We start from the raw sequence: 26,188 nt of genomic DNA, 5'->3' as shown, positions 1-26,188 counted from the left end.
ATGGAGTTGCTTCGTCGCTCAGCGTAGTTGCCGAGCTGATCAAAGCAGACCGGGTCGGAGAAGTCCACGCCTCGCGGAGGCGGTTCGACGCACCGGCTCGCGCGCCTGACTTGCCGATGTTCCCGGAGTTCCACCCGGGGGAGAAACGCGCGACCGGGATGCCGAAGTCGGCATCCCGGTCACCCGTTGTCGATCTCGGTGCGCGCTACAACTCCACGCCCAGCAGCGCGTCGACGGCCGTGCGGACCAACCCGGGAGCCGCCGCGTCCGAGCCGCCCGCGGTGAGCGCCTCGTCGGCCCAGGCGTCCACGGCCCGCAGCGCCGCGGCGGTGTCGAGGTCGTCGGCGAGCCGCTCGCGCAGCGCGTCCACGACCCCCTCGGCCGCCGGGCCCGCCTGCAGCGCGACGGCCTCGCGCCAGCGGGCCAGCCGGGCGGCGCCGCCGGTGAGCGCGTCGGCGGTCCAGGAGCGGTCCTGGCGGTAGTGCCCGTCGAGCAGCGCCAGGCGGATGGCCATCGGGTCGACCCGGTCGCCGCGCAGCCTGGAGACGAACACCAGGTTGCCCTTGGACTTCGACATCTTCTCGCCGTCGAGCCCGATCATCCCGGTGTGCACGTAGTGCTTGGCGAACGGGTGCTCGCCCGTCATCGCCTCGGCGTGCGCGGCGCTGAACTCGTGGTGCGGGAAGATCAGGTCCGAGCCGCCGCCCTGCAGGTCGAAGCCCACCCCGAGCTTGTTGTGCGCGATGACCGAGCACTCCAGGTGCCAACCGGGTCGCCCGCTGCCGAGCTCGGACTCCCAAGCGGGCTCGCCGGGGCGGGCCGCGCGCCACAGCAGCGCGTCCAGCGGGTGCTCCTTGCCGGGGCGCTCCGGGTCGCCGCCGCGCTCGGCGAAGAACTTGTTCATGGTCGCTTCGTCGTAGTTGGACTCGGCGCCGAAGCGGCCGGTGGCGTTGCGCCGGAAGTAGATGTCCGGGTACTCGTCGTCGACCCGGTAGGCGGCACCGGCGGCGAGCAGCTTGCCGACGGCCTCGACGATCTCCGGGATCGACTCGACGGCGCCGATGAAGTCGGCGGGCGGCACGACCCGCAAGGCCTCCATGTCCTCGCGGAACAGCGCGGTCTCGCGCATCGCGAGCACGATCCAGTCCTCGTTGTCCCGCTCGGCGCGCTCCAGCAGCGGGTCGTCGATGTCGGTGACGTTCTGCACGTAGTGGACCTGGTGACCGTTGTCCCGCCACACCCGGTTGACCAGATCGAAGGCGAGGTAGGTCGCGGCGTGGCCGAGGTGGGTGGCGTCGTACGGCGTGATGCCGCAGACGTACATCCGCGCGACCGAGCCGGGATCGGTGGGCTTGACCGCGCCAGCGGCGGTGTCGAACAGGCTCAGCGGACGCGGCGTACCGGGCACCTTGGGGACGGATACCGATGACCAGGGTTGCATGCTTTCGACCTTAGACGTCCACCCCGCGCACACGCCTCCACCTGGGGCATCGTGCGTATCACATGGTGGGACGGTCCGATACCGGATGCGAGCGGAGAATTCCCGCCGAGAAGCACCCGCGTTCCGTTAGCGATTTCCGCGCGACAATTCTACTCCACCCGAATCGACCGGTGGACAATCGGTGTCGTCGAGCCTAAGAATCGGATTGTCGGGAGAACGGGGAATCGGCGGACCGCGCCGCACGGCGAACGCCGAGCGCCTGGCCAGGTGCCACGCGATGATCCTGAACAGCCCGTCCGGGACTCACCGCGAGCAGCGCTGAGGAATCGAATCTTCGCTCGGCGGAGTGAAGCCGGCGATGCGATTCGCGCCCCGCGGAACGAGCGGCAGGAGGGACCGGAAGCAGACCGGAACAGCGCCGGATGCGGCGGATCGGATTCTCGTTCGCGCGCTCCGAGAACACCCACCCGGCGGGACTAGGTGGAGGCGGTCGGTGACGTCGGTACGAGTGGAGCGGCTCTACAAGATCTTCGGACCGCAGCCGACCGAGGCGATGCGGCGCCTCGACCGGGGCGAGGAGCCGGACGCGCGCAACACCGCCGCGGTCGTGGACGCCTCGTTCACCGTCGACGAGGGCGAGACCTTCGTGGTCATGGGGCTGTCCGGCTCCGGCAAGTCCACCCTGATCCGGATGCTCAACGGACTGCTCGCCCCCACCTCCGGCCAGGTGTTCGTGGGCGACACCGAGATCACCGGCATGTCCGGCCGGGAGCTGCGCGGCGTGCGGCAGCGGACCATGAGCATGGTCTTCCAGCACTTCGCGCTGTTCCCGCACCGCAGCGTGCTGGACAACGCCGGGTACGGGCTGCGGGTGTGCGGGATCGGCAAGGACGAGATCGCCTCCCGGGCCCGCGAGGCGCTGGGCATGGTCGGCCTGGAGGGCTGGGAGGACCGCTACCCCCAGCAGCTCTCCGGCGGGATGCGCCAGCGCGTCGGGCTGGCCAGAGCGCTGGCGGCGGGCACCGACGTGCTGCTGATGGACGAGGCCTTCAGCGCGCTGGACCCGCTGATCAAGCGCGAGATGCAGGACCAGCTGCTGGACCTCAACGCCCAGCTGAGCAAGACGATCATCTTCATCACCCACGACCTCAACGAAGCGATGCGCCTCGGCGACCGGATCGCGGTGATGCGCGGCGGGCGGATCGTGCAGATCGGCACCGCCGGGCAGATCCTGCGCGAGCCCGCCGACGACTACGTGGCCGAGTTCGTCCGGGACGTCGACCGCAGCCGGGTGCTCACCGCCGCGGCGCTGGCCGACCCGGCCGCCACCGCGGGCGACGGGACCGAGCCGGTTCCCGCGCACACGCCGGTGCGGGACCTGTTCGCGCTGTTCGGCAGCTCCGGGCGGCCGATCCCGGTGGTCGACCGCGGCCGGGTGCTCGGCGCGGTCACCCCCGAGGCGGTCTTCGCGGCGCTGAGCCACCGAACCGAGGAGGCAGCGGATGCCTGAGATCCTCGCCGCGCAGTTCGAGCTGCCGCGGGTTCCGGTCGGCGACGCCTTCGGCGCGGCGGTCGAATGGCTCAACAGCAACATCGGCCCGGTCTTCGACTTCGTGGAGACGGTGGTCACCGGCGCGGTGTCCGGGCTGACCACGGCGCTGACCTGGCTGCCGCAGCTGGTGATGGTGCTGGTGTTCACCGCGCTGGCGCTGTGGCTGCGCAGCTGGCGCTTCGCGCTGTTCACGCTGCTCGGGTTCGGGCTCATCGCCAGCATCGAGGAGTTCGCGCCCGCGATGGAGACGCTGGCGCTGGTGCTGGTCTCCAGCGTGCTGGCCGTGCTCATCGGGATCCCGATCGGCATCCTCGCGGCGCGCAGCCGCGCGGTCAGCCAGGTCGTCCGACCGGTGCTGGACCTGATGCAGACCCTCCCGGCGTTCGTCTACCTCGTCCCGGTGATCGTGTTCTTCAACATCGGCGTGGTCCCCGGCGTGGTGGCCACCGTGATCTTCGCGCTGCCGCCGGGCGTGCGGCTGACCGAGCTGGGCATCCGCCAGGTCGACAGCGAGGTGGTGGAGGCCGGTGAGGCCTTCGGCGCGCCGAGCGGGCAGATCCTCACCGGGATCCAGCTGCCGCTGGCCATGCCGTCGATCATGGCCGGCATCAACCAGGTGATCATGCTCTCGCTGTCCATGGTGGTCATCGCGGGCATGGTCGGTGCTCCCGGACTCGGCACCAACATCTACGAGGCGGTCACCCGCGTCCAGCTCGGGCAGGGGTTCGAAGCCGGGCTGTCGGTGGTGATCCTCGCGGTCTACCTGGACCGGATCACCGCCGTGCTCTCCGACCGCTCCCCCGTCGCCCGCGCCGAGCGCAAAGCCGCCAAGACCGGGTGAGACCCGGGTTCGTCGAAAGGCAGGTTCGCATCATGTTGGGCAGCAGACACCGAAGGCTGACCGCGCTGTTCGCGGTGCTGGCCGCGCTGGTCCTGGTAGCGGCCAGCTGCGGCGGGCGGGAGGCCGACACCGGCCAGGAGTCCAAGCAGATCAAGATCGGCTACATCGCCTGGGACGAGGACATCGCGGTCACCTACCTGTTCAAGCACCTGCTGGAGGACCGCGGCTACCAGGTGAACATCACCGAGCTGGAGGCCGGACCGATCTACGCCGGCCTCGCCCAGGGCAACCCGGACCTGTTCCTGGACGCCTGGCTGCCCGCCACGCACGCCGACTACTGGAAGCAGTACGGCTCGCAGCTCGAGGACCTGGGCGTCTGGTACGACCAGGGCACGCTGAACATCGCCGTGCCGAACTACCTGACCGACATCAACTCGATCGCCGATCTCAAGGGCAAGGGCAGCATGTTCGGCGGCAAGATCACCGGCATCGACCCCGGCGCGGGGCTGAGCCGAACCACCAAGGAGATGCTGCCCCAGTACGGCCTGGAGGGCGAGTACCAGCTGCAGACGTCCTCGACCACGGCCATGCTCGCCGCGCTGCAGAAGGCCACCGACGAGCAGCAGCCGATCGTGGTCACCCTGTGGCACCCGCACTGGGCCTACGCCCGCTACCCCATCAAGGACCTGCAGGACCCGCGGGGCGCGATGGGCGAGGCCGAGCAGCTGCACGCCGTCGGTCGCCAGGGCTTCAGCCAGGACTTCCCGGAGGTCACCGGGATGCTCAAGAGGTTCAAGCTGACCGACCAGCAGCTGGCCTCGCTGGAGAACGAGATCAACAACGCCGGGAAGGGACAGGAGCAGCAAGCCGCCAAGGAGTGGGCGGAGGCCAACCCGGAGGTCATCAACTCCTTCGCGGGCGGATGACCTCGGCGCGACGGCCGGGGACCACGTCCCGCCGGGCAGCGGCCTCCGGCCGGAGCGCTCAGCGCGAGCGCTTGGTGCGCAGGTAGTCGCCGACCACCGCCGCGCCGAGCCCGTCCGCGCTGGGCGCCAGGACCCGGCCGCCGCCGCGGCGGGCGACGACGTCCACGAAGGCCTCCAGCCGCGGGTCCTCGCCGAGCATGAACACGCTCAGCGTCGTGCCCAACCTGCGCAGCGCGTCCACTTCGGACAGAGTCACGCGCAGGGTGTGCTCGGTGGGCGGGTAGTCGAACACCGCTTCGCCGTCGGGTTCCAGGTGCGCGGTCGGCTCGCCGTCGGTGATCACCAGCACCACCGGCTGCGCGTCGGGGTGGCGGCGCAGGTGGCGGCCGGCCAGCAGCAGCGCGTGGTGCAGGTTGGTGCCCTGCTCCCACACCCCCTCCATGGCCGCGAGCTCACCCGCCTGCACGGTGCCCGCCTGGCGGCCGAAGGTGACCAGCTGCAGCGCGTCCGAGCGGAACCGGGTGGCCACCAGGTGGTGCAGCGCCAGCGCGGTGCGCTTCATCGGCACCCACCGGCCGTCCTGCACCATCGACCAGGACGTGTCCACGCACAGCACCACCGCCGCGCGCGAGCGCTGCTCGGTCTCGGCGACCTCCAGGTCGGAGATGTCCAGCATCGGCGAGCCCGCGCCCTCGGCGGCGCGGCGCAGCACCGAGTTGCGCACGGTGCGCGCCGCGTCCCACGGCTCGGCGTCGCCGTGGGCCCAGGGCCGGGTGGTGCCGGTGAGCTCACCGGCCGCGCCCGCGCGATCGGTGTCGCGCTCGCCGCGCCGGGACTTCAGCTGCGAGATCACCGAGCGCAGCGCGGTCTCGCCGAGCCTGCGCATGGCGCGCGGGCTCAGCCGAAGCGACCCGTCCGGGGCCCGCTGCAGCAGGCCCTGCCCGCGCAGCTCGCGCTCTATCTCGGAGAGCCGTCGCGCGTCGACCACGGCCTGCTCGCCCAGCTGGCGCTCCAGCGCCTCCAGGTCGATGTCCTCCAAGCTCGCGCCCGGGTAGGACTGGCCGAGCTGCTCGGCCAGCCGGTCCATCTCGCCGAGCTCGGCCATCGCGGCGGTGGCCTCGGCCATGCCCATCGGCTCCTCGCCGCGGAAGCGGGCCCGACCGGACCAGTCCTCGCCGGGGCGCAGCCCGCGCAGCTGCTGGTCGATGCGCTGCAGCGACCGGCCGATGCGCGGGTCGCCGAAGGCCTGCTGGGACAGCGCCATCAGCTCCTGGCGCTGCTGCTCGCTCATCGAGTTGAGCATCCGCTGCGCGGCGGCCGACCGGGCGGCCAGCGCGTCGACGAGCTCGTCGACGTCGCGCGGGTTCTCCGGGAAGAACTCGCCGTGCCGGGCCATGAACTCGTCGAACCGGTCCTGGACGTCGGCGTCGCCACGAGCGTGCGCGGCCAGCAGGTCCGACAGGTCGTCGAGCATCTCGCGCACCCGCTCGACGTCCTCGCCGGTCACCTCCTGCGCGGCCCGCTTCATGCCCTGGAAGCGCTGTTCGAGGACCTCCTCGCCGAGCCTGCGCTGGATCTCCTCGAAGGCCTCGCGGGCCTCCGGGGAGCGCCAGTCGTAGGAGGCGAGCTCGTCGACCTGGCCCGCCGCGTCCGGCGGCAGCGCGTCGAGCTGCAGCTCGCGGAAGCGGGCGTCCTCACCGGCGTCGGTGGCCAGGGCGAGCCGCTCCTGCTCCAGCGCGCGGTCCAGCAGCCGACGCACCTCGGAGAGGGTTCCGTCGAGCCGGTGGCGCCGCTGCAGCTCGCTGCGCCGCTGCCACAGCCTGCGGGTCAGCTCGTCCAGGCCCGCCGCGTCGCGGGTGCCGGTGCGCAGCAGCTCCTCCAGCGCCGAGCGCGGGGAGGCGCCCTCCATGACGTCGCGGCCGATCTGGTCGAGCGCCTCGCGCAGGTCGACCGGGGGCGCCAGCGGGTCGGGCCCGCCGCGCCACCTGCCGTAGCGGTAGCGGGAGCTCATCAGCTGTACACCGCGCGGTCGTCCTCGGCGTCCTTGCTCAGCTGCTTGGCCAGGTAGAGCGATTCCAGCGCGAGCTCGACGGCGCTGGCGATGCGGCCGGGCACGTCGGTGGCGCCGACGCCGACGCGCTCGGCGACCTGGTGCAGCACCGGCAGCTCGGGCAGCGCGGTGAGCACGTCGCGACCGCTGACCTGCTCGCCGGTGGCCACCGGGTGCCCGTCGACCACGGCCCGGCCGAGCTCGGAGAGATCCAGCCCGGCGAACAGGCCGCGGGCGGTGTCGGCCACCGAGCGGCGCAGCAGGTACTCCAGCAGCTCGTCCTCGCGCCCCTCCTCGCCGGCCTCGAACTCGATCTTGCCGCGCAGCACGCCCGGCACGGCTTCCAGGTCGACCGGTCGCGCCACCGGCGGGTCCTCGCCGGTGAGCGCCGCGCGGTGCAGCGCCGCCGCCGAGACCGTCTCGGCGGCGGCCACCGCGAACCGCGCCGACACGCCCGAGCTCTGGTCGACCGCGCCGGATTCGCGCAGGTGCCGCACGAACCGGGCGAGCACCTCCAGCAGGTGGTCGCCGATCTCGGCGGGCAAGTCGGCCTCCTGGCGCATCAGCGAGACCTCGTCGGCGAGCGCCAGCGGGTAGTGCGTGCGGATCTCGGCGCCGAAGCGGTCCTTGAGCGGGGTGATGATCCGGCCGCGGTTGGTGTAGTCCTCGGGGTTGGCGGTGGCCACAAGCAGCACGTCCAGCGGCAGCCGCAGGCTGTAGCCGCGGATCTGGATGTCGCGCTCCTCCATCACGTTGAGCAGCCCCACCTGGATCCGCTCGGCGAGGTCGGGCAGCTCGTTGATGGTCACGATGCCGCGGTGCGCGCGCGGCACGAGGCCGTAGTGGATGGTCTCGGGATCGCCCAGCGAGCGGCCCTCGGCCACCTTGACCGGGTCGACGTCGCCGACCAGGTCGCCGACCGAGGTGTCCGGGGTGGCCAGCTTCTCCGCGTAGCGCTCGCCGCGGTGGCGCCAGGTCACCGGCAGCTCGTCGCCGAGCTCGGCGGCGCGGCGCAGCGACGCCGGCGTGATCGGCTCCAGCGGGTGCTCGCCCAGCTCGGAGCCGTCGATGACCGGCGTCCACTCGTCGAGCAGCTCGCCCAGCGCGCGCAGCAGGCGGGTCTTGCCCTGCCCGCGCTCGCCGAGCAGCACCACGTCGTGCCCGGCGATCAGGGCGCGTTCGAGCTGGGGCAGCACGGTCCGGTCGAAGCCGACGATGCCGGGCCAGCGAGGCCGCCCGTCCCGCAGCGCGGCGAGCAGGTTCTCCCGCATCTCGGTCTTCACGCCGCGCGGCGCGTACCCGGCGGCGCGCAGCTCCCCGGCGGTGCGGGGCAGTCCTTCGGGGGCGGTCGGGATCTCCACCTCGACGACGCTACCCCCGCCCGAACGTGAACGCCGCCACTGCTCGAAGCATTTCGCGCAGTGGACGGGGAGGAGTAGAAAACGGTGTCAACCGCCCCGGTTCGACCGCCCGGACCGGGGCGCGACCGAGCATCGAGAGGAGACGGCCAGTGGCTCTGGAAATCGAGGTGGACCCCTCGGAGGTCGGGTTCGACGCGGCTAGGCTGCAGCGGATCGACCGGCACTTCGAGCAGTACGTCTCGAGCGGCAAGCTGCCCGGCTGGCTGGTGCTGGTCTCGCGCCGGGGCAAGATCGCCCACCTGTCCACCCGCGGCATGCGCGACGTGGCCAACGGCCTGCCGGTCGAGCGGGACACGGTGTTCCGGATCTACTCGATGACCAAGCCGATCACCTCGGTCGCGGCGATGCTGCTGGCCGAGGAGGGCGCCTTCGAGCTCACCGACCCGGTCAGCGACTTCATCCCGGCCTTCGCCGACCTGCGGGTCTACACCGGCGGCCCGGCCCGCGCGCCGCAGACCCGCCCGGCCACCGAGCCGATGCGCATCTGGCACCTGCTCACCCACACCTCGGGCCTGACCTACGCGTTCAACCACCTGCACCCGGTCGACGAGATGTACCGGGAGGCGGGCTTCGAGAACGGCATGGCGCCCGGGCTGGACCTGGCGAGCTGCTGCGACCAGTGGGCGGCGATGCCGCTGCTGTTCGACCCGGGCTCGCGGTGGAACTACTCGGTGGCCACCGACGTGCTGGGCCGCGTGGTGGAGGCCGCCTCCGGGCAGAGCCTGGACCGGTTCTTCCAGACCCGGATCTTCGACCCGCTGGGCATGACCGACACCGGGTTCTACCTGGACCGCTCCGACGAGCACCGGCTGGCCTCGCTCTACCTCGCCGACCGGCAGGGCAGGGCGCGCCTGCACCCGCGCCACGACCAGGCGCGCGAGGCGGCCTTCGAGCCGCCCAAGGCGCCCTCCGGCGGCGGCGGGCTGCTGTCGACCGCGCACGACTACCACCGGTTCACCCGGTTCCTGCTCAACCGCGGCGAGCTCGACGGGGTCCGGCTGCTGGGCAGCCGCACCGTCGACTACATGACCCGCAACCACCTGCCCGGCGGCGCCGACCTGGAGACCCTGGCGATGGGCGCGTTCTCCGAGGCCGCCAACGCGGGCAAGGGCTTCGGCCTGGGCTTCTCGGTCGTCGACGACCCCGCGGCGGCCAAGGTGATCAGCTCGCAGGGCGAGTACGCCTGGGGCGGGCTGGCCAGCACCGCGTTCTGGGTGGACCCGGCCGAGGAGATCGCGGTGCAGTTCATGACCCAGCTGATGCCGTCGAGCACCCACCCCATCCGGTCGCAGCTGCACCAGCTGGTCTACCAGGCCCTGGTGGACTGAGCGGGCGGTTCGGCTCCCGGTTCGGCGGAACCGGGAGCCAGTCGCCTGGTCTCCCCCACGGCCAGGTCCCAGAGGTCGTCGGGATCGTGGCCCGCTTCGCGCCAGGCCTTGCGGATCCGGGCCAGCGGCTCGGTGACCGGTTCCCTGGTGAGCACGAAGGTTCCCCAGTGCATGGTCGCGGTGCGCGCAGCGCCCAGGTCGGCGGCCGCGCGCACCGCCTCCTCCGGATCCATGTGCACCGGCTTCATGAACCAGCGCGGGTCGTAGGCGCCGATCGGCAGCATCGCCACGTCGATGCCCGGGTAGCGCCGCCCGATCTCGGCGAAGTGCGGTCCGTAGCCGGTGTCCCCGGCGAAGTACGCGCGGTGGTGCTCGCCGGTGATCACCCAGCTGCCCCACAGGCTGCGGCAGGTGTCGTGCGGGCCTCGGCGGCTCCAGTGCTGGGCCGGGACGAAGTCGAAGGTCAGCCCGGCCACCTCGACCGACTGCCACCAGTCCAGCTCGACGACCTCGGCGAACCCGCGCCGCCGGAACCAGCGGCCCAGCCCGGCGGGCACCAGCACCGGCGTGCCGCGCGGCAGCCGCTTGATCGTCGGGGCGTCGAGGTGGTCGTAGTGGTTGTGGCTGATCACCACCGCGTCCACCGGCGGCAGCTCCTCGAAGGCCACGCCCGGCGGGGTCAACCGCCGCGGCACACCGGGGATCCGCCCGGACCACACCGGGTCGGTCAGCACCGTCGCCCCGCCCGCGCGCAGCAGGTAGGTGGCGTGCCCGACCCAGGTAAGCGCCGTCTCGGCGGCGGTGACCGGTTCCAGACCGGTGCGCAGCACCGGGATGCGGTCGGCACCGGAGACGCGGGCGCGGAAACCGCCGGTCCACATCAGCCGCATCACGTCCCGGAAACCGGGCAGCGGCGCTTGCAGGCGGTCTTCGTAGGAGCGCCGGATCACCGGCGGTCGGTAGTCGGTTCGCACCCGTCCAGATTGCCCGGTCCGCGCGCACCCGCGCACGTGATCCGCATCGCGCCCCGGGGAACGGCCCGTCCGCGGCGGAGCGGGCTTCGCGTCGAGGCCGCTCGGCGTCGGCCACCAGCGCGGGCGAGCGGAGCAGTCCCTAGAACGCGGGCCAGGGAATGGCCGGCCAGTCGCCGGAAGGCGCCGGGAAGACCTTCGTGTCGAGCAGGCGGTCGATGCGGGTGCTGACCGCCTGGATCTCCTTGATCGTGAGGTGCTCGTCCAGCGCGGCGCCGAGCTCGCCCTCCATCAGGGCGCGCAGCTCGCCGAGCTCGTCCAGCACGTCGGCGGGCAGCGGCTCGCCGAGCCAGCCCCACAGCACGGTGCGCAGCTTGTCGTCGGCGTTCAGGCTGACCCCGTGGTCGACGCCCAGCACGCGCCCGTCCGGCGCGGGCAGCACGTGGCCGCCCTTGCGATCGGCGTTGTTGATCACGACGTCCAGCACCGCGAGCCGTTTGAGCTGCTCGTGGTCGGCGTGCGCGAGCACCACCGGATCGCCGTCCTCGTCCTGGGCGCGCAGCACCGCGCGCCAGCCCTCGCGCACGTCGTCCGGGTGCGCGATGTCGACCAGCTGGGACTCGTCGGCCTCGTCGACGTCCACCCACAGCTGCACCATCCCCGGTCCGAACGGGCCCTCGCGCAGCAGCGTCGGCGGGATCAGGTCCCAGCCGGTGGCCTCGGAGACCAGGAAGGAGGCGACCTCGCGACCGGCCAGCGTGCCGTCCGGGAAGTCCCACAGCGGCCGCTCCCCGCGCACCGGCTTGTAGACGCACTCGGCGGACACGCCGTCGAGCTCCACGGCGCACAGCAGCGTCGCGTTGGACGCCTCGACCAGCCGCCCCTGCACGTCCAGGGTGCCGTCGCGCAGCAGCTCACCGACCTGACCGCGGTCGAGCTCCCCCGCCACGGCGGTTAGACCTCTTCCGTGCGGCGGTAACCGTTCTGGCGCGGGCAGATGTGGCCCTCCGGGTCCAGCGGCTCGTTGCACAGCGGGCAGGGCTTGCGACCGGCGTTGATCACGCGCTCGGCGCGCTCGGCGAAGGCGCGGGCGTGCTGCGGGCTGAGGAACACCCGAAGCGCGTCGGGCCCCTCCTCGGTGTCGTCGAGCACGACCGACTCGTCGATCTCCTCCTCGGTGACGGCCAGGAGCTCGACGACGACGGCCTCGGTCTCGGCGTCCCAGCCCAGGCCCATGGTTCCGACGCGGAACTCCTCGTCGACCGGGACCGCGAGCGGGTCGGTGTCGACGAGGTCGTCGGGGGTCTGCTCGGGCAGATCGGTGTCGAAGCGGCGCTGCACCTCGTCCAGGAGCGCGCCGATCCGCTCGGCCAGCACCGAGACCTGCTGCTTTTCGAGTGCCACGCTGACCGTGCGGACGTCCTCGGACGCCTGCAGGTAGAAGGTGCGCTCGCCGGGCTCCCCGACCGTTCCGGCTACGAAGCGGTCAGGTTGACGGAAGACGTGGATGACACGAGCCATGACCCCTCCGACATTAGGGCACCGCGCACGCGCCGCGCGCGACTGGCCCCCGTTTCGTTCATCACCAGGCGCCCGCGCTGCGCTGGGCGCCGCTGGGGCAACGCCGCGACCGGGGCCGGACAGTCCTGATCGAGGTGTGATCCACCCGGAGTTCGCCGACGGCGAACTCCGGCGCGCTGAGCGGGCGGCCGATAGGCTCGCCGCAAGATCAGAGCCGGTGCTGATCACCGACGAGGAGGCGGCCCGATGAGCATGCGCGAACTACGCCGTCCGCCCAGGCTTCGCAGCGGCGACACCGTCGCGGTGGTGGCCCCGGCCGGACCCGTTCCCGCCGAGCTGCTGGAGGCCGGCGTCGCACGGCTGCGGGACTGGGGCCTGCGGGTTCGCCTGGGCAAGCACGTGCAGGAGAAGCACCCCTGGCTGGAGTACCTGGCGGGCGGCGATGCCGACCGGGCGGCCGACCTGCGCGACGCCTGGTGCGACCCGGAGGTCGCGGCGGTGTTCTGCGCCCGCGGCGGCTACGGCTGCATGCGCATGCTCGACCACCTGGACTTCGACCGGCTGGCGGCCGCGGGCGAGAAGGTGCTGGTCGGTTCCAGCGACGTCACCGCGCTGCACGAGGCCTTCGGGGCGCGGCTGGGCCTGGCCACGGTGTTCGGGCCGATGGTGGCCACCAAGGCGTTCGCGCACGACGAGCGAGCGGCCGAGCACCTGCGGCGCACCCTGTTCGAACCGGAGTCGGTGACGATCCTGACCCGCCCGGCCGCCGAGCCCCTGGTGCGGGGGCGCGGGCGCGGCGTGACCTACGGCGGCAACCTCAGCCTGCTCGCGGGCTCGCTGGGCTCGACCTCGGCCGCCCGGCCGCCGGAGCGCGGCATCGCGCTTCTGGAGGACATCACCGAGAAGCCCTACCTGCTGGACCGCTTCGTCACCCAGCTGCTGCGCGCGGGCTTCTTCGACGGCGTCGCCGGCATCGCCCTGGGTTCCTGGACCGACTGCGGACCGCTGGAGCAGGTCCGCACGGTCATGTGCGACCTCCTGGGCGGCCTGGGGGTGCCGATCCTGTGGGAGCTGGGCTTCGGGCACTGCGAGGCCCAGCGCACGGTGCCTCTCGGGGTCGCCGCCGAGCTCGACGCCGACGCCCACCGCCTGTCGATCCTGCAGCCCGCCCTCCGCTAGGGATTGCTGGGGAATTGCTTTGCTCGGCGGTGCGGGTGGCAGAACCTCCAGCGGCTCCGCGGCATTCCCAAACAGCCCCTAGCGCGCAGGTCGTGCGCGCCGTCTCCCCGGTCGGCCGGTTGATAGCTTCGAGCCATGCGCGTTCGACCCGTCTCCCCGGACGTCCTGACCGCCGAGATCGTCCAGCGCGTCGACGCGCTGGGCGGGCGCTGGGCGCGGGTGGCGATCGACGGCGCGCCCGCCGCGGGCACCGCCGAGCTCGCCGACCGGCTGGTGGACCCGCTGCGCGAGCGGGGCCGCGAGACCGCGCGGGTGCGCGCCACCGACTACCTGCGCCCCGCCTCGGTGCGCCTGGAGCACGGTCACCGCGATCCGGACTCCTACTACCTGTCCTGGTTCGACACCGCCGGTCTGTCCCGCGAGGTGCTCAAGCCCCTCGCCGAGGGCGGGACCGGCCGCGTGCTGCCCGCCTTGTGGGACGCCGAGGCCGACCGCTCCCCCAGGCTGGAGCGCGTCGCCCTGCCCGAGCGCGGGGCGGCCGTCGTGGACGGACCGCTGCTGCAGGGCGCGGGCCTGGACTTCGACCTCGTGGTCCACCTGTGGCTCCCCGACGCGGCCCTGCACCGCAAGACCCCCGACGAGCAGCGCTGGACCCTGCCCGCGTTCGAGCGCTACGCGGCGGAGGTCGACCCGCTGGCGCTGGCCGACCTGGTCGTCCGCGTCGACCACCCCGACCGCCCCGCGATCATCGAAAGCCTCCACGCCTGACCCGCCCCGGGGCGCCTTCCCCTTTGATGAGAATAGTCCCCCGCGAAGCGCTGGACTTTTCATCAAGAGGGAGAGCGCCTGGCGACGGGCGGGAAGGCACCCGGTGGCGTTCGGGTCAGGCTGCGCGGCGGGTGGTGGCCGGGACCGCGGCCAGGAGGGTCCTGGTGTAGTCGTGGCGGGGGTCGAGGAGGACCTGGTCGACCGGGCCCTGCTCGACGATCTCGCCGCGGAACATCACCGCCACCCGGTCGGCGATGTTCCAGGCCAGGCCGAGGTCGTGGGTGATGACCAGGGTGGCCAGGCCGCGCTCGACCCGCAGGCGCAGCAGCAGGGACAGGATCTCGCCGCGGACGGTCGCGTCCAGCGAGGCCACCGGTTCGTCGGCGACGAGCACCTCCGGTTCGAGCACCAGGGCGCCCGCGATGACCACCCGCTGCCGCTGGCCGCCGGAGAGCTCCTGGGGCAGCCGGCCGAGGTAGTCCTCGGCCGGGCGCAGCTCGGCGGCCTCCAGCGCCGCGGTCACCCGGCCTGGTTCGTCATCGGTGATGCCGTGGATGCGCAGGCCCTCGGCCACCGCCTCGTAGACGGTGTGCCGCGGGTTGAGCGCTCCGGTGGGGTCCTGCAGCACCAGCTGCACCTTCCGCCGGTAGTCGCGCAGGCCCGAACCGCTGGTGGGAAGCGGTGCTCCGGCGAAGCTCACCGACCCGCCGGTGGGCCGCTGCAGCCCGAGCGCGGTGCGGGCCAGCGTGGTCTTGCCGGAGCCGGACTGGCCGACCAGCGCGACGATCTCGTTCGCGCCCACCTCCAGGTCCACGTCCCGCACCGCGCGCACCGCACCGCCGCCGCGCCTGCGGAACTCCACCGACAGCCCGCGGGCCGCCAGCAGCGGCTCGCCGCCCGAATCCCCGCCGGTGAGGCGGAATTCCGGGTCGCCGACGGTCGGGAAGGCGTCGGCCAGCGCGCGGCTGTGCTCGTGCTGCGGCGCGCTCATCACCCGCTCGGTCGGACCGTGCTCGACCAGCTCGCCCCGGTACATCACCGCCAGCCGGGAGCAGCTCGCCGACAGCACCGAGAGGTCGTGGCTGATCATCACCAGCGCGATGCCGCGCTCGGCCACCAGCCGGTTGAGCAGCGCCAGGATCTGCGCCTGCACCACCACGTCCAGCGCCGTGGTGGGCTCGTCGGCGATGATCAGACGCGGCCGGCAGGCCAGCGCCATGGCGATCATGACCCGCTGCTTCTGCCCGCCGGAGAGCTCGTGCGGGTAGGCGCCCGCGCGGTCGGCGGGCAGCTCCACCTGCTCGAGCAGCTCGGCCACGCGCGCCTCGACGTCCTGATCGGCCGCGCCGTGCAGCTTCATCGGCTCCGCGATCTGGTGGCCGATGGTGCGCACCGGGTTCAGCGCGTGCATCGCGCCCTGGAAGACCACCGAGGCAGAGGCCCAGCGCACCGCCCGCAGCCTGCCGAACCGCATGCCGCGCACGTCCTCGCCGTCGAGCAGCACCTCGCCGTCGACGCGCGCGGTGCGCGGCAGCAGCCGCAGCACCGACATCGCCACCGTGGTCTTGCCGCAGCCGGATTCCCCGGCCAGGCCGAGGGTTTCGCCCTCGTCGAGGTTCAGGCTGACCCCGGACACGGCGGGTTCGGCGCCGGAGTAGGTCACCGAAACGTCGCGCAGTTGCAGGATCGGACTCACCTTCGCCCCCGCAGCCTCGGGTTGAACACGGTCTCCAGCGCCCGCCCGCACAGCGTGAACCCGAGCACCACCAGCACGATCCCGACACCGGGCGGCAGCAGGTACCACCAGGCACCGCTGGTGACCGCGCCGGTGTCCATCGCCGCCTTGAGCATCGCGCCCCAGGACACCCGCGAGGGATCGCCCAGTCCCAGGAACGACAGCGTGGACTCGGCGATGATCGAGCTGGCCACCGCCAGCGTGGTGTTGGCCAGCACCAGCGGCAGCACCGCGGGCAGCACGTGCTTGCCGATCACGTGGGCGTGCCCGGCGCCGAGCGCGCGGGCGCGCTCGATGTAGGGCCGGGCCTCGATGGTCAGCGTCTGCGCGCGCACCACCCGCGCGGTGTGCGGCCACGCCGTCACACCGATGGCCAGCACGATCGTCGACAGCCCGCGCGCGAGCACGGTCGACAGCGCGATCGCCAGCACCAGCGCGGGCAGCACCAGGAAGAAGTCGGTGATGCGCAGCAGGACCCGCGAGGTCCAGCCGCCGAAGTGCGCCGCGCACACCCCGACCAGGGTGCCGATGAGCACCGACAGCACCGCGGCCGACAGGCCCACCACCAGCGAGACCCGCGCACCCCACCAGGTCAGCAGCAGCACGCTGCGCCCGGACTCGTCGGTGCCCAGCGGGTGCTGCGCGCTGGGCGGCTGCAGCGGCTCCCCGCTGACCCGGGTGACGTCCAGCCCGGCCGAGTCGGTGAGAACCGGCGCCAGCAGCGCAAGCAGCACCGCAGCGACCAGGATGACCAGCCCGGCCAGTCCGGCGCGGTCGGCGCGGAACGTCCGCCACGCCTCCGCGAAGCGCGCCCGGCGGCGGGAGCGGACGGCCCGCACCGCGCCGGTCACGATTCCCGCACCCGCGGGTCGAGCACCCGGTAGAGCAGATCGGCCAGCACGTTCATCACCACCACGCTTCCGGCGAGCACCAGGAAAACGCCCTGCAGCAGCGGGGGGTCCGGCACCCGCAGGGCCTCGAAGGTCAGCAGCCCGATGCCGGGCCAGGAGTACACCGTCTCGACGGTGATCGCGCCGGCCACCACCAGGCCCAGCCGCAGGAAGATCAGCGTCACCGCGGGCAGCAGCGCGTTGGGCACCGCGTGCCTGCTGCGCACCAGGTCCTCGCGGAGGCCCTTGGCGCGCGCGGTGTTCAGGTAGCCCTCGCCCATCTCCTCCAGCAGCGAGGAGCGCATCACCATCAGGTACTCGGCGTAGATCACCGCGACCATCGTGATCGCGGGCAGCACCAGGTGGTGGGCCACGTCGAGCACGTGCGGCAGCACGCCGGGCGGCACGTCCGGCGAGGAGATGCCGCCGACCGGGAACAGCCCCGGGATCGGGCCGAATCCCACGCCCAGCGCCATCAGCAGGATCAGCCCGAGCCAGAAGGTGGGCACCGACCACAGCGTCAGCGCCGCCGAGGTCGCGATCTTGTCGAAGCCACCGCCGTGCTTCCAGGCCGCGCGCGATCCCATCCACAGCCCCAGGCCGATGGCCAGCACCGTGGCGGTTCCCGCCAGCAGCAGCGTCGGGCCGATGCGCTCGACGATCAGGTCGGCGACCGGGCGGCTGTAGGTGTAGGAGGTGCCGAGGTCGCCGTGCGCGAGCGCGCCCAGGTAGTCCAGGAACTGCTTCCACAGCGGCTGGTCGAGCCCGAGCCGCTCGCGCAGCGCGGCGATCTGCTGGTCGGTCATCGGCGCGCCGCGCGTCATGGTGCGCACCGGGTCGCCGGGCATCACCCGGAACAGGAAGAACCCCAGCACGGTGACCAGGAACAGGCTCACCAGCCCGCCGCCGATCTTGCCGCCGACGTAGCGGGCGAGCCTGCCGCGCTCGCCCGAGGCGGGCTCGTCGACGTCCACCGAGGTCAGCAGGTCGGCCAAGGGATCACTCCCGGTCCTCTGCGGTGGCGCGGCGCCGCGCGACCACCACCACGACCACCACGCCGACGAGCACGATCAGCCCGCCCAGCGCCCAGGCGACGGTCCGGTAGTCGGAGCCCCGGTCGCCCTCGACGGCCTCGCGGGTGGGCTCGGCGCCGTAGTAGCCCCAGAACCCCTGCTGCCCGGTGATCACGCCCTCGCGCGCGGGTTGGGTGGTGAAGCCGCTGTAGCGGTCGGAGCGGTAGGCCTCCAGCGAGTTCTGGTAGAACAGGATCAGCCCGGTCGCCTGCTCGTAGAACCGGGACTGCGCCTGCTTTACCAGGTCGATCCGCTCGGCCGGGTCGAACTCGGCCAGCTGCCGCGCGTAGAGCTCGTCGTAGCGCTGGTCGCACAGGAACGAGTCCGGCGTGCCGCCGCCGTCCGGGCTGGGCCGCGAGGCGCAGGTCTGCAGCCGCAGCACGTAGTCCGGATCGGGGTTGGCCGACCAGCCGCTGATGACCATGTCGAAGTCGCCGGTCTCGGTGCGGTCGTTGACCTGGTTGTCCGACACCGGCTGCAGGTTGACCCGGATGCCGAGGTCGGCGAGCCAGCGCTGGACGAACTGGCCGACCTGGTTGTCCATCGACTCGTCGCCGTGCAGCACGAAGTCGAAGTTCAGCGGCTCGCCGCCCGGGGTCCGGCGGGTGCCGTCCGGGCCGCGGCGGTAGCCGGCCTCGTCGAGCACCCGGTTGGCCAGCGCGGGGTCGAACCGGCGCGGCTGCGGCGGTTTCCAGTGGTAGTCGTCGAAGATCGGCGGCAGGTAGCCGCCGCCGATCTGGCCGTAGCCGCCGAGCACCCGGTCGACCAGCACCTCCCGGTCGATGGCGTGGTCGATGGCCCGGCGCACCCGCGTGTCGCGCAGCGCGGGGTGCCCGGTGCCGATCGGCTGGTTCCGGCTGTTGGCCGCTCCCGGGTTGAGGATCAGCTCGAAGAACCGGCGGCCCTGGCCCTTGACCTGCTCGACGTCCTGCTCGCCGGCCAGGGCGTCGAACTGCGCGGGGGTGAGCTTCTGGACCACGTCGATGTCGCCCTTGCGCAGCGCCTGCACGGCCGCGTCGCTGTTCTTGAACTGGATGAACTGCAGCCGGTCGATCTTCGGCGCACCGCGCCAGTAGTCCTCGTTGGCGGTGAGCGTGACGTCCTGCTCGGGCCGGTAACCGGTGATGGTGAACGGACCTCCGCCGACCACCGGCATCTCGTCGTTCGGGAAGTTGGCGACGTCGTCGACCCGGGACCACACGTGCTCGGGCACGATCGGCGCGTCGATGGCCAGCATCGTCGCCTGCGGGGTCTTGGTGCGGATGACCAGGGTCGAGTCGTCCGGCGCGGTCACCGATTCGAAGTTCTCCACGAAGTTGCCGTTGGCGGTGGCCGCGGCGGGATCGCGCATCATCCGGTCGTAGGTGTAGGCGGCGTCGCCCGCGGTGATCGGCTGCCCGTCCGACCAGCGCGCGCCCCGGCGGATGTGGAAGGTCCAGGTGAGCTTGTCCGGCGAGGACTCCCAGCTCTCGGCCAGCTCGGGAGTGACCGAGAAGTCCTGCGGGCTGTAGGTGGTCAGCGTCGGGTACACCGCGCGGAAGATGTCGGTGGCCGCCAGCGAGTAGCCCAGGAACGGGTTCAGCGAGTCGATCTGCTGCTGCAGCCCCACCCGCAGCGTGGCGCCCTGCGGCGCGCCGGAGTCCGATTGCGCGGTGGCCGGCAGCGGTGCGGAAGTTCCGGCGAGCAGCGCGACCAGGAGCACGACGAGACGTCCACGCACCTTGGGCCCCTTCCCCTCAGTCAGGTGAGTGAGAAGAACGAACCACTTTCAGCCACTGTTCGTCAATGCTTAACCACGCATTGTCGCGAGATCCAGCAGAACTCCGCGGCAGCCGCGGGGGCGATCGGGACCGGCGCGCTCGCCCCCGCGGACGCCGGCTCAGCCCGGGGTCGGCAGCGAGCGGCTGATGATCTCCTTCATGATCTCGGTGGTGCCCGCGTAGATCTGCTGCACGCGCATGTCGGTGAAGGCGCGGGCGATCGGGTACTCCTCCATGTAGCCGTACCCGCCGTGCAGCTGCAGGCACTGGTCGACGACCTTCATCGCGCGCTCAGAGCACCAGTACTTGGCCATCGCCGCGGTCTGCACGTCGAGCTCGCCGTTGACGTGCAGCTCGACGCACTCGTCGATGAACGAGCGGGCGACCCGCGCTTCGGTGGCGACCTCGGCGAGCTCGAACTTGGTGTTCTGGAACTTGAAGATGGGCCGCCCGAAGGCGTTCCGGGAGTGGACGTACTCCAAGGTCGCGTCGAGCGCGAACTCCATCGCGGCCACGCACCCCAGCGCGACGATCAGGCGCTCCTGCGGCAACTGCGCCATCAGCTGCAGGAAGCCGTCGCCCTCCTTCGCGCCGAGCAGGTTGGTCACCGGGACGCGGGCCTCGTCGAAGTAGAGCTCGCAGGTGTCCTGGCCCTTCATGCCGATCTTGTCGAGCACGCGGCCGCGCTGGAAGCCGGGTGCGTCGGTCGGCACGATCACCAGCGAGATGCCGGAGGCGGCCTCGTCCGGGTCGGTCTTGGCGGCCACCAGCACGACGTCGGCCTGCGCACCGTTGGTGATGAAGGTCTTGGCGCCGCTGACCGCGTACTCGTCGCCCTCGCGGATCGCCTTGGTGGCGATGCTCTGCAGGTCCGAGCCCGTGCCGGGCTCGGTCATCGCGATCGCGCCGACCGACTCACCGCTGGCGAGCTTCGGCAGCCACTCCTGCTTCTGCTCCTCGGTGCCGTAGGCGAGGATGTAGTGCGCCACGATGCCGCTGTGCAGGGAGGCGCCCCAGGAGCTGTCGCCGATGCGGGCCTGCTCCTCGATCATCACCGCCTCGTGCGCGAAGGTGCCACCACCGCCGCCGTACTCCTCGGGGATCGACAGGCAGAGCAGCCCGACCTCGCCCGCCTTGGTCCACAGCTCGCGGTCGACCTCCTTGTTGGCGATGAACCGCTCGATGTTGGGCTTGATCTCCTTCTCGACGAAGGTGCGCGCGAGTCCGCGGAGGTCGTCGAGGTCCTCGGTCATCCAGGGCGAGCGGCGAGAGGGCACAGCGGATCCTTCCATTTCGGAACTTCGTCGTTCTGGATACAGGTTGTAGCACGCCCCGTCTCCTGGGTACAAGCTGTATCAGCGAGTACCGTGTCCGCCGTGGTGAACGTGGCGAGGTGGGTCGATTCCACGGTCCGGCGCAGGTCGGCGAAGGAAGCGCTGGCGAGCGACGCGCGGCGGGCGCAGATCGTGCTCGCCGCGGTCGAGGCCGTCGACGAGATCGGCCCGCAGGTCGGGATGGCGCAGGTCGCCGACCGGGCCGGCCTGCCGCGCCCCAACGTCTACCGGCACTTCACCAGCAAGGAACAGCTCGACGCCGAGGTGACCCGGTTCGCCGCGACCGAGCTGATCCGCCGGGTGCGCCCGCACCTCTCCCGCGCGGGCACCCCGTTCGAGGTGGTGCGCGGGATCGTGGCCGCCAGCATCGCCTGGGCCGCCGAGCACCCGAACCTCTACCGGTTCATCGCCGCCCAGCAGCAGACCAAGGCGCTGCACCGCGCTCGGATGGGCCGCACCCGGTTCCTCGACGAGATCGTCGAGGCGATGCGCGCCTACCTGCGCACCGCCGAAGTCGCGGCCGAGCCCCCGGACGGCGTGCTCGCAGGCCTGATGGGCATGGTCGACGCCAGCATCGTCTGGTGGCTCGACCACCAGGACGAGACCGAGGACCAGCTCGCCGACCGGGTCGCCCGGCAGGTGGCCGCGGTGCTCATCGAGGTCCTCGCCCAGCTGGGCATCGAGATCCCCGACGACGAGGTCTTCCGCCCCTGACGACGACCCCAGTCCTCAGATGTCGCCCCACCGCGCGGGCTGCCAGGTGACCGCTTCGGGACGTTCACCGCTCTTGGTGAACTCGTCGAGCGCCGCGCGCAGCTCCCGGAACGGCAGCACCGCGTTGCGCGGGAACTTCAGCGTGCTTCCCGCGTCGAACGGCAGCGCCGGTGCGTCCGGCGCAGGCTCCGGGTTGCAGGTGTGCCATGAGGTCAGCTCGCCCTCGTCGTCCTCCTCGGTGAAGTTGAGGACGCCGACCTCGTCATCCGCGTCGGTGACGACGCGGAGCTGCACGTAGGGCCCCGGAGCTTCCGGATCGGCGTGCGGGCGGTCCCAGACGTACAGGTGGCAGGCGCCCGCCGAGCCGGGGCGCAGCACCTTGTCGACCAGCTCGGCCTTGTCGTCCTCGCTGGTGGCGTAGAAGCGCTCGCCACCGACGACGGCGGTGGTCACGGTGACCCCCAGCTCGGTGTTGCGCGCCCCGGTGGCCTCGGCCCGCAGGCCCTCCAGCCCCAGCCGCGCCTCGTTGAGCGCCTTCATCGCCGCGCCCTGGTGGAACACCAGGTCACCCCAGTACGGATGTCCGAGAACCTTGTTCAGGTCCTCGTAGATCGAACGGGTGTCCTCGATCAGCTTGTCGATGTTGTCGACGCCGACTTCGGCCAGTCGCGCGAAAATCACCGCAGGCGGTTCCAGCGGCGCGTGCGGGTCGGGCTCGTCCTGCGCTGGATTCGACATGCCTTCCCTGCATCCACTTCGATCGTGGGCGCCCCCCAGGACGCCCCACCCAGATCTAGTTCCGCAGGAAGGCTACCGCGCGTCATACCCCCGCCCCGCAGCGCATCCGACGTAGGTAGGAGGCGCTGCGGAGCTCGCGGGACGGACCCGGCGAGCACCGGTTCCCCTCGGCCGGGAACGCCCCTGCGCACCGCGGCGCGGGCCGCCCCGGCGCTCAGCTCGCCGAATCGCGCAGCACCTCCAGGCTCGACTCGCCCCGCGCGCGGGCGAGGGTCAATAACGCGCGGGACGTCGCCTCGGGGTCGCCGAAGCCCAGCTCGCCGACCAGGTCATCGGGCAGGCTCAGCGTCGCCAGCGCCACCCCGAGCATGCCCGCGTCGAGCAGCCCGGCCCCGCGCACGCTGATCCGCCTGCCCACCGCCGAGTGCAACCGCACCGCGGTGTCGACGTTGGCCCGGCTGATCTCGCCGAGCATCTTGCGGACCTCGGGATTGCGCACGCCCTCCAGGTGCAGCTCGAACAGCGCCAGGAACTGGGTCTGCGCGCTGCCGGACATGCGCCGCAGCATCGCGGCGTAGAGCGCCGTGACCTCCTCGGGGCGCAGGTCCTCCGGGATCTGGTCGCAGAGCTCCTCGAGCGCGGCGGTGTGCCGTTCGGCGAGGTAGTGCGCGATCGCTTCGAACAGCGCGCTGCGGTTCGGGTAGTAGTTCTTCGTGGTGCCCTCCGGGACCCGCGCCGCGCGATCGATCGCGCGGTGGGTCAGCCCGCGGCCACCCTCCTTCGCCAGCACCTCGATGGCGGCCTCGGCGAGCAACTCCCGACGGTTCCCTCGCTGCTGCGTCATGCATCCCCTCGATCTCGGTCCGCGTGATCAACACACTATCGCCACCACCACACCGGTGGTGCGATCGACCCGGGATGCGGGGGCGCCCTTTCGCGCGAAAGAACCCGCGCGCCGGCAGCGCGCGGGTGCTCCTCGCGAACGGCTAATAATCCTCGGCGATCTCGGCGATCCGGCGCAGCTGCGCCGCGCGCTCGGCGGCCAGCTGCTGCTCGGGTTCCACCGCCTCGTCGGCCATGCTCAGCAGCGACAGCGTCTCGCGCACCGCGCCCACCGGGGGTGCGCAGACCGCTTCGGCCAGGTCGTCGACCGCCGAGTCCAGCGACTCGGGCGAGACGACCCGGTTGACCAGTCCCAGCTCCAGGGCCTCGTCCGCCCAGACCTCGCGCCCGGTCAGGCAGATGTCGACCGCGCGCGAGTACCCCGCGGCGCGCACCAGCGGCAGCGTGCCGCCGAGGTCGGGCACCAGTCCCAGCCCGGTCTCGGCCATCCGGAACCGGGCGTCGGTCGCCGCCACGCGCAGGTCGCAGGCCAGCGCGAGCTGGAACCCGGCGCCGATCGCGTGCCCGTGCACGGCCGCGATGGTGACCCGTTCGGGCTCGCGCAACCAGTTGAAGCCCTGCTGGAAACCGGCGATGTCGGCATCGGCCTGTTCGGTGGGGCGCCGGGCCAGGTCCGCCAGGCCCGGCGCCCCATCCACATCGGCTAATCCGAACAACCGCCGGTCCAAACCGGCCGAGAAGGCTCGACCGGCACCGCGCAGCACGACGACCCGGATCTCCGCTCCCAGGGACCGGCCGATCTCCCGCAACGCCTGCCAGGTGTGCGGTGTCTGCGCGTTGAGTTGGTCCGGGCGGTCCAACGTGACCGTGGCGCGCCGCCCGTGGATCGTGAGCCCCACACCGCCCCGATCCAGCAGGTCGGCGTCCACTATCGACTCCGCCAAGCGGACCTCCAGGTGAGGCGGCCGGTGGCCGCCGGACTCACTTCTTCTTGGACCGGGTCGCGCCCCCGCGGCCGCGCAGCTGCACGCCTGATTCGCTCAGGACTCGGTGCACGAAGCCGTAGGACCGTCCGGTCGCTTCCGCGAGTGCGCGGATGCTAGCCCCCTTCTCGTACTTCTTACGCAAATCGCTGGCAAGCTTGTCGCGCGCACTTCCGGTGATGCGCGCGCCTTTCTTCAGCTCAGCCACGGTGTCCCCGCCTTCCCTCCGAGCAGGTCGGGCCTCGCGACCCCTGTCAGCGCAATGATCGAACAGGAAAGGCCCGAACGCCAGACGATCATCGAAAAAAGATCGGCCGAAGGTCGAGGTAGACGCCCGGCGATCACCGGAACGCACTAATCCATCCGCAGTAGTGACCACAGCGCGCGCACGGCGCGTTGGTCCAGCCGGACCATTACGGCACGCATGCCACCGCTCGGGTACGAGTGCGAGGAACCCCCGCCACGCAGCGCGGGCGGGCGAGGCCGGCCTCAGGCCAGCTGCACGAGCTCCAGGTACTCCTCGGACCAGTGGTCCTCGGTGCCGTCGGGGAGCAGGATGACCCGCTCCGGCTCCAGCGCCTCGACCGCGCCCGGGTCGTGGGTGACCAGCACGACCGCGCCGGTGAAGCTGCGCAGCGCGTCGAGGACCTGCTCGCGGCTGGCCGGGTCGAGGTTGTTGGTCGGCTCGTCCAGCAGCAGCACGTTGGCCTGGCTGGAGACCAGTCCGGCCAGCGCCAGCCGGGTCTTCTCACCACCGGAGAGCGTGCCCGCGGGCTGCTGCAGCTGCTCGCCCTGGAACAGGAAGGTGCCCAGCAGGTTGCGCAGCTGCTGCTCGGGGGTGTCGGGTGCCGCGCTGCGCACGTTCTCCCAGACCGTGGCGTCGTGGTCGAGCGTCTCGTGCTCCTGCGCGAAGTAGCCGATGCGCAGGCCGTACCCCGCTTCCACCGTCCCGGAGTCCGGCGTCTCCTGGCCGCCCAGCAACCGCAGCAGGGTGGTCTTGCCCGCGCCGTTGAGTCCGAGCACCACGACCTTGGAGCCGCGGTCGATGGCCAGGTCCACCCCGGTGAAGATCTCCAGCGAGCCGTAGGACTTGCTCAGCCCGTCGGCGGTCAGCGGTGTCTTGCCGCAGGTCGCGGGCTCCGGGAAGCGGATCTTGGCGACCTTGTCCTGGGCCTGCTCGCCCTCGGACTCGGCCAGCAGCTTCTCGGCGCGCTTGGCCATGTTCTGCGCGGCCACGGCCTTGGTCGCCTTGGCGCGCATCTTGTCGGCCTGCGCCATCAGCGTGGAGGCCTTCTTCTCGGCGTTGGCGCGCTCGCGGCGGCGCCGCTTCTCGTCGGCGGCGCGGGCGTCCTGGTAGCGGCCCCAGTCCATGTTGTAGACGTCGGCCTCGCCGCGGACGGCGTCGAGGAACCACACCTTGTTGACCACCGCGGCCAGCAGGTCCACGTCGTGGCTGATGACCACCAGGCCGCCGTCGTGGTTCTTCAGGAAGTCGCGCAGCCAGGCGATCGAGTCGGCGTCGAGGTGGTTGGTGGGCTCGTCGAGCAGCAGCGTGGTCGCCGAGCGACCGCCCGGGCCCGCCTCGGAGGCGGCGAACAGGATGCGGGCCAGCTCCACGCGGCGGCGCTGACCACCGGAGAGCGTGCGCAGCGGCTGGTTGAGGATCCGGTCGGGCAGGCCGAGGTTGCCGCAGATGCGCCCGGCCTCGCTCTCGGCCGCGTAGCCGCCGCGGGCGGCGAAGCGCTCCTCCAGGCGGCCGTAGCGGGCGATGGCCTTGTCCCGCGCCCGGTCGTCGACGAGCTCGGCCATCTCGGTCTGCGCCTTCTCCATGTCGCGCATGATCTGGTCGAGGCCGCGAGCCGAGAGCACCCGGTCCTTGGCCGCGATCGACAGGTCGCCCTCGCGCGGGTCCTGCGGCAGGTAGCCGAGCTCACCGCTGCGGGCGACCTCGCCGCCGTGCGGTTCGCCCTCGCCCGCCAGCACCCGCAGCGTGGTGGTCTTGCCCGCGCCGTTGCGGCCGACCAGGCCGATCCGGTCGCCGGGCTGGACGCGCAGGGTGGCGTCGTCGAGCAGGATGCGGGAGCCGGCGCGCAGCTCGAGGCCGGTGGCAGAGATCAAAG

The 26,188-nt window shown here is 72.1% G+C and carries 23 protein-coding genes; 7 read left to right on the top strand and 16 right to left on the bottom strand.

Annotated elements, in window-relative coordinates:
* Positions 1-205: 205 nt before the first annotated feature.
* On the bottom strand, positions 206-1,441 hold the full coding sequence (gene mshC, locus ACFQRI_RS14910; RefSeq protein WP_380668850.1) for a cysteine--1-D-myo-inosityl 2-amino-2-deoxy-alpha-D-glucopyranoside ligase: 1,236 nt from the start codon (positions 1,439-1,441) through the stop codon (positions 206-208).
* A gap of 493 nt (positions 1,442-1,934) precedes the next feature.
* On the opposite strand from mshC, the gene ACFQRI_RS14905 reads away from it, so the two are divergent.
* From ACFQRI_RS14905 to ACFQRI_RS14895, 3 genes are read left to right on the top strand one after another with little or no spacing between them, the layout of a single operon-like run.
* Positions 1,935-2,951, top strand: a complete 1,017-nt coding sequence (locus tag ACFQRI_RS14905; RefSeq protein ID WP_380668848.1) for a quaternary amine ABC transporter ATP-binding protein — start codon at positions 1,935-1,937, stop codon at positions 2,949-2,951.
* The gene (locus ACFQRI_RS14900) at positions 2,944-3,834 is read left to right on the top strand and encodes an ABC transporter permease (protein WP_380668846.1); all 891 of its coding nucleotides are present in this window, start codon (positions 2,944-2,946) and stop codon (positions 3,832-3,834) included. The genes ACFQRI_RS14905 and ACFQRI_RS14900 overlap by 8 nt, the downstream gene beginning before the upstream one ends.
* A gap of 32 nt (positions 3,835-3,866) precedes the next feature.
* Positions 3,867-4,760: a glycine betaine ABC transporter substrate-binding protein gene (locus tag ACFQRI_RS14895; RefSeq protein WP_380668844.1), complete on the top strand. Its 894-nt coding sequence runs from the start codon at positions 3,867-3,869 to the stop codon at positions 4,758-4,760.
* A 58-nt stretch (positions 4,761-4,818) separates the two neighbouring features.
* Here the strand turns inward: ACFQRI_RS14895 and ACFQRI_RS14890 are convergent, their stop codons facing one another.
* Together ACFQRI_RS14890 and ACFQRI_RS14885 are read right to left on the bottom strand one after the other, a co-directional pair.
* Positions 4,819-6,771, bottom strand: coding sequence for a VWA domain-containing protein (locus tag ACFQRI_RS14890; protein WP_380668842.1), 1,953 nt, complete (start codon positions 6,769-6,771; stop codon positions 4,819-4,821).
* Entirely contained in the window at positions 6,771-8,165 is a 1,395-nt protein-coding gene (locus ACFQRI_RS14885; RefSeq protein ID WP_380669365.1) for an ATP-binding protein, read from the bottom strand. The genes ACFQRI_RS14890 and ACFQRI_RS14885 overlap by 1 nt, the downstream gene beginning before the upstream one ends.
* Before the next feature lie 155 nt (positions 8,166-8,320).
* Between ACFQRI_RS14885 and ACFQRI_RS14880 the strand changes: the two genes are divergently transcribed.
* Positions 8,321-9,559, top strand: a complete 1,239-nt coding sequence (locus ACFQRI_RS14880; protein WP_380668840.1) for a serine hydrolase domain-containing protein — start codon at positions 8,321-8,323, stop codon at positions 9,557-9,559.
* Here the strand turns inward: ACFQRI_RS14880 and ACFQRI_RS14875 are convergent.
* The 3 genes from ACFQRI_RS14875 to ACFQRI_RS14865 all read right to left on the bottom strand — a co-directional run bounded on the left by ACFQRI_RS14875 (position 9,538) and on the right by ACFQRI_RS14865 (position 12,051).
* Complete coding sequence (locus ACFQRI_RS14875; protein ID WP_380668838.1) at positions 9,538-10,533, bottom strand: MBL fold metallo-hydrolase; 996 nt, start codon at positions 10,531-10,533, stop codon at positions 9,538-9,540. The two genes, ACFQRI_RS14880 and ACFQRI_RS14875, sit on opposite strands and share 22 nt — an antisense overlap.
* A 139-nt stretch (positions 10,534-10,672) precedes the next feature.
* The gene (locus ACFQRI_RS14870; RefSeq protein ID WP_380668836.1) at positions 10,673-11,479 is read right to left on the bottom strand and encodes an SCO1664 family protein; all 807 of its coding nucleotides are present in this window, start codon (positions 11,477-11,479) and stop codon (positions 10,673-10,675) included.
* 5 nt (positions 11,480-11,484) lie between these two features.
* Positions 11,485-12,051 carry a DUF3090 domain-containing protein gene (locus tag ACFQRI_RS14865; protein ID WP_380668834.1) on the bottom strand — a complete coding sequence of 189 codons (567 nt, stop codon included), beginning with the start codon at positions 12,049-12,051 and terminating at the stop codon, positions 11,485-11,487.
* A 246-nt stretch (positions 12,052-12,297) separates the two neighbouring features.
* Between ACFQRI_RS14865 and ACFQRI_RS14860 the strand changes: the two genes are divergently transcribed.
* Together ACFQRI_RS14860 and ACFQRI_RS14855 are read left to right on the top strand one after the other, a co-directional pair.
* The gene (locus tag ACFQRI_RS14860; protein ID WP_380668832.1) at positions 12,298-13,230 is read left to right on the top strand and encodes a S66 peptidase family protein; all 933 of its coding nucleotides are present in this window, start codon (positions 12,298-12,300) and stop codon (positions 13,228-13,230) included.
* A 135-nt stretch (positions 13,231-13,365) separates the two neighbouring features.
* Positions 13,366-13,998 carry a nucleoside/nucleotide kinase family protein gene (locus ACFQRI_RS14855; RefSeq protein ID WP_380668830.1) on the top strand — a complete coding sequence of 211 codons (633 nt, stop codon included), beginning with the start codon at positions 13,366-13,368 and terminating at the stop codon, positions 13,996-13,998.
* A 115-nt stretch (positions 13,999-14,113) separates the two neighbouring features.
* On the opposite strand, the gene nikE is transcribed toward ACFQRI_RS14855, so the two are convergent.
* The 5 genes from nikE to ACFQRI_RS14830 form a co-directional block, all read right to left on the bottom strand.
* Positions 14,114-15,694 carry a nickel ABC transporter ATP-binding protein NikE gene (gene nikE, locus ACFQRI_RS14850; protein WP_380668828.1) on the bottom strand — a complete coding sequence of 527 codons (1,581 nt, stop codon included), beginning with the start codon at positions 15,692-15,694 and terminating at the stop codon, positions 14,114-14,116.
* Positions 15,691-16,584 (bottom strand): ABC transporter permease, encoded by an 894-nt coding sequence (locus tag ACFQRI_RS14845; protein WP_380668826.1) that lies wholly within the window; start codon positions 16,582-16,584, stop codon positions 15,691-15,693. The genes nikE and ACFQRI_RS14845 overlap by 4 nt, the downstream gene beginning before the upstream one ends.
* Complete coding sequence (locus ACFQRI_RS14840; protein ID WP_380668824.1) at positions 16,581-17,618, bottom strand: ABC transporter permease; 1,038 nt, start codon at positions 17,616-17,618, stop codon at positions 16,581-16,583. Before ACFQRI_RS14840 ends, ACFQRI_RS14845 begins: the two co-directional genes overlap by 4 nt.
* 4 nt (positions 17,619-17,622) lie before the next feature.
* On the bottom strand, positions 17,623-19,416 hold the full coding sequence (locus ACFQRI_RS14835; protein ID WP_380668822.1) for an ABC transporter substrate-binding protein: 1,794 nt from the start codon (positions 19,414-19,416) through the stop codon (positions 17,623-17,625).
* Between the two features lie 159 nt (positions 19,417-19,575).
* A complete protein-coding gene (locus tag ACFQRI_RS14830) occupies positions 19,576-20,748 on the bottom strand; it encodes an acyl-CoA dehydrogenase family protein (RefSeq protein WP_380668820.1) in 1,173 nt (390 codons plus the stop codon).
* 84 nt (positions 20,749-20,832) lie between these two features.
* Between ACFQRI_RS14830 and ACFQRI_RS14825 the strand changes: the two genes are divergently transcribed.
* Positions 20,833-21,504 carry a TetR/AcrR family transcriptional regulator gene (locus ACFQRI_RS14825; protein ID WP_380668818.1) on the top strand — a complete coding sequence of 224 codons (672 nt, stop codon included), beginning with the start codon at positions 20,833-20,835 and terminating at the stop codon, positions 21,502-21,504.
* Between the two features lie 15 nt (positions 21,505-21,519).
* On the opposite strand, the gene ACFQRI_RS14820 is transcribed toward ACFQRI_RS14825, so the two are convergent.
* The 5 genes from ACFQRI_RS14820 to ACFQRI_RS14800 all read right to left on the bottom strand — a co-directional run bounded on the left by ACFQRI_RS14820 (position 21,520) and on the right by ACFQRI_RS14800 (position 26,186).
* Positions 21,520-22,242 (bottom strand): Imm1 family immunity protein, encoded by a 723-nt coding sequence (locus tag ACFQRI_RS14820; protein ID WP_380668816.1) that lies wholly within the window; start codon positions 22,240-22,242, stop codon positions 21,520-21,522.
* A gap of 214 nt (positions 22,243-22,456) precedes the next feature.
* Entirely contained in the window at positions 22,457-23,086 is a 630-nt protein-coding gene (locus ACFQRI_RS14815) for a TetR/AcrR family transcriptional regulator (RefSeq protein ID WP_380668814.1), read from the bottom strand.
* A 142-nt stretch (positions 23,087-23,228) separates the two neighbouring features.
* Positions 23,229-24,029 (bottom strand): enoyl-CoA hydratase/isomerase family protein, encoded by an 801-nt coding sequence (locus ACFQRI_RS14810; RefSeq protein WP_380668812.1) that lies wholly within the window; start codon positions 24,027-24,029, stop codon positions 23,229-23,231.
* A gap of 37 nt (positions 24,030-24,066) precedes the next feature.
* Positions 24,067-24,276 (bottom strand): helix-turn-helix domain-containing protein, encoded by a 210-nt coding sequence (locus ACFQRI_RS14805; protein WP_010310662.1) that lies wholly within the window; start codon positions 24,274-24,276, stop codon positions 24,067-24,069.
* 281 nt (positions 24,277-24,557) lie between these two features.
* Positions 24,558-26,186 carry an ABC-F family ATP-binding cassette domain-containing protein gene (locus tag ACFQRI_RS14800; protein ID WP_380668810.1) on the bottom strand — a complete coding sequence of 543 codons (1,629 nt, stop codon included), beginning with the start codon at positions 26,184-26,186 and terminating at the stop codon, positions 24,558-24,560.
* Between the last annotated feature and the right edge of the window lie 2 nt (positions 26,187-26,188).

Source organism: Saccharopolyspora griseoalba (assembly GCF_042665275.1).
Classification (GTDB): Bacteria; Actinomycetota; Actinomycetes; order Mycobacteriales; family Pseudonocardiaceae; genus Saccharopolyspora; species Saccharopolyspora griseoalba.
This window is presented reverse-complemented; position numbering and strand designations above follow the sequence as displayed.

Coding starts and splice junctions, on each gene's coding strand:
- mshC (WP_380668850.1), bottom strand. CDS start 1,441: ATGCAACCCTGGTCATCGGTATCCGTCCCCAAGGTGCCCGGTACGCCG.
- ACFQRI_RS14900 (WP_380668846.1), top strand. CDS start 2,944: ATGCCTGAGATCCTCGCCGCGCAGTTCGAGCTGCCGCGGGTTCCGGTC.
- ACFQRI_RS14895 (WP_380668844.1), top strand. CDS start 3,867: ATGTTGGGCAGCAGACACCGAAGGCTGACCGCGCTGTTCGCGGTGCTG.
- ACFQRI_RS14890 (WP_380668842.1), bottom strand. CDS start 6,771: ATGAGCTCCCGCTACCGCTACGGCAGGTGGCGCGGCGGGCCCGACCCG.
- ACFQRI_RS14865 (WP_380668834.1), bottom strand. CDS start 12,051: ATGGCTCGTGTCATCCACGTCTTCCGTCAACCTGACCGCTTCGTAGCC.
- ACFQRI_RS14860 (WP_380668832.1), top strand. CDS start 12,298: ATGAGCATGCGCGAACTACGCCGTCCGCCCAGGCTTCGCAGCGGCGAC.
- ACFQRI_RS14855 (WP_380668830.1), top strand. CDS start 13,366: ATGCGCGTTCGACCCGTCTCCCCGGACGTCCTGACCGCCGAGATCGTC.
- ACFQRI_RS14830 (WP_380668820.1), bottom strand. CDS start 20,748: ATGGAAGGATCCGCTGTGCCCTCTCGCCGCTCGCCCTGGATGACCGAG.
- ACFQRI_RS14820 (WP_380668816.1), bottom strand. CDS start 22,242: ATGTCGAATCCAGCGCAGGACGAGCCCGACCCGCACGCGCCGCTGGAA.
- ACFQRI_RS14815 (WP_380668814.1), bottom strand. CDS start 23,086: ATGACGCAGCAGCGAGGGAACCGTCGGGAGTTGCTCGCCGAGGCCGCC.